We start from the raw sequence: 2,154 nt of genomic DNA, 5'->3' as shown, positions 1-2,154 counted from the left end.
CCCCGAGCCGAAGACCGCTTTACGCCAGCATTTGAGCGAAATAGACACGCTCTTCCTGGTTGTCCTGGCCTCAGCCCTACAGGCTGCAGAGCAGGCTAAGAACGAGCCTCTTGTTGTCAAGTTACGTGCGTTGCAGGAAGACGTGAGGCAGGTCATTCGCGAGAATACGCCGCCTGAGATTAACTTTGTCAACGAACTGCTGGAAGCCGAGTACCCGGCAGAGACAGAGAAACTACTCCGCGAGAAAGCGGGTGAATTTGGCGACCGCTTGCCGGCTCTCCTGACAGCCTTGGCGGATGAACTGGAAGCGCATCGCCCCGAGACCGCGACTCGCTTGCGTGAGTTGCACACCCAGTTGACGAAAATGGGGAACGTCAATCACGGTTCGAATCCGTAGTCGAAGCGCCCACCCCATGTGGTCCACCAAGGGAATGACCATGGGTCAGGGGAGGATATCGCCTCGGTCTGTTTGGGCGTGTATATTTCTTCCATAGCCTGCTGCCAGGTGAGCCCACCCCGGTTCTCAAAATGCCAAACCCCGATCGTGTCCTGTTCATCAGACCACTCCAAACCAGGCATCCGAACGGTGGCCACGCGCTGCCAGCCGTAATCCGCTGCCAGCGCCGTGAAATCCACGAAATAGCCTTCCCAAGCCGGTTGTCGTCTGCCTCCAGAGATCCCGGCCACCGGCTCTGTAGAGCCAGCGACGAAATCCCACGGTGCATCTACTAGCGGTTCACCCAGCGAACCGTCGTCCGTCGCTGTGCGGAAGTATACCCGCCAATACGTCTGGTTCCCAATGTCCTCGCGCACAGCGAGTACGAGTGCTTTGTTGTCCACCTTGTCATATTCTGTTAGGATGTCTATCGCCCGCCCTGCTTTATGCCAGTCTGGGTATGCCGAGTTACTCTCGGGCGATTCCATGGGAGAGAAGGCGCGACTGAGTATGGCCAGATAGTCAAACCCAGTTTCGGCCAACACTCTCCGTCGCAGGGCTATGAAGGAATCATCTACTCGATCACTGAGTTCTGGCTGTGGTGCTGTTACATCAGTCAAGCGCACGGTGCTATAAGGTGGACCAACTTCGGGTGTCGGTGGCAGGTATTCCTGGAATAAGGGAGGGTACTCCTGCTTTTTCCCCAACGATGGTTGTACGTGCGCGACGCCGGACCAACGCAAGTTCCGCGGCCACTCTGTGCCGTGCCAGAGCACCTGTGGCACATCGCGGGGGCCTAACCCACGCCGAAGGATGTAGGCGCTGTCAGCCAAGAGATAGGCGTAAATAAGCGAGCGGCCATCGGGCGCCCACGTTGGCGAGGAAAGTCGAGGAGCACCGATGACCACGGGCAATGTATATTTGTCCACGCTTGCTCCGGTCAGTGCTGCCTGCACATCCAGCACATAGATACCGTTCGTGCCCTCACGATTGGAAATGAAAGCCAGAAAACCGCCATCCGGTGACCAAGCAGGCTGGTCATCGTCAGCCGGGTGATGAGTGAGGTTGATTACCCCAGCCTCGGGGTGTTTGGGGTCGAGCAGGTAGATCTCCTTGTTGCCGTCGCGCCAGGAGACGAAGGCGATATGCCGCCCGTCTGGCGACCAGGCTGGGCTATAATCATCGGCCCTCTCGTCGGTCAGTCGGACCACCCGCCCACCGTCGTGAAGACGGGACACTGGGTCTCCAAGCCGGACACAATAGATCTCCAGGTTGCCATCGCGGTAGGATTCAAACGCAATAGAGGCACCATCGGGGGACCAAGTGGGAGCACCGTCATAAGCCAAGTTTTCAGTAACACGCCGGACCTGACCGTCATGTAGATCCATCACATAGAGGTCCCAATTGCCCTCGCGATGAGACTGGAAGGCCAATCTCCAGCCCCCGGGAGACCAAGCAGGGGCGCGATCGGGTGCTGGGTCTGTGGTCAGCCGAATGAGGCCGCCTTCGCTGTTAATGCTAAGAGCGTAAACGTCCTCATTGCCCCCACGGCGCAGGTCGAAGGCTAACCAGCCGAGAGATGGTGCAACTTCGGTCTGGGCCGGGGAATGGCTTGCAAAGAGAATGGCCGCTGCCACTATTAGCGTAGCAATGACAGGCCATCGAAGGGATGTGGTATCCAATGAACTCCTTCGGAAAGAAGCGTCGTCCGAGAAGGA

At 58.0% G+C, this 2,154-nt stretch carries 2 protein-coding genes; one reads left to right on the top strand and one right to left on the bottom strand.

The window, feature by feature from the left end; translation table 11 throughout:
- Positions 1–397, top strand: a 397-nt coding sequence (locus H5T64_13465; GenBank protein ID MBC7265341.1) for a hypothetical protein, incomplete at its 5' end; no start/stop codon positions are given.
- Here H5T64_13465 and H5T64_13460 read toward each other — a convergent pair.
- A complete protein-coding gene (locus H5T64_13460; GenBank protein ID MBC7265340.1) occupies positions 379–2,118 on the bottom strand; it encodes a PD40 domain-containing protein in 1,740 nt (579 codons plus the stop codon). The two genes, H5T64_13465 and H5T64_13460, sit on opposite strands and share 19 nt — an antisense overlap.
- Between the last annotated feature and the right edge of the window lie 36 nt (positions 2,119–2,154).

It is taken from the genome of Chloroflexota bacterium (assembly GCA_014360825.1).
Taxonomy (GTDB): Bacteria; Chloroflexota; Anaerolineae; order UBA2200; family JACIWT01; genus JACIWT01.
Note: the sequence above shows the minus strand (reverse complement) of the source record. Positions and strands in the feature narration are given on the sequence as shown.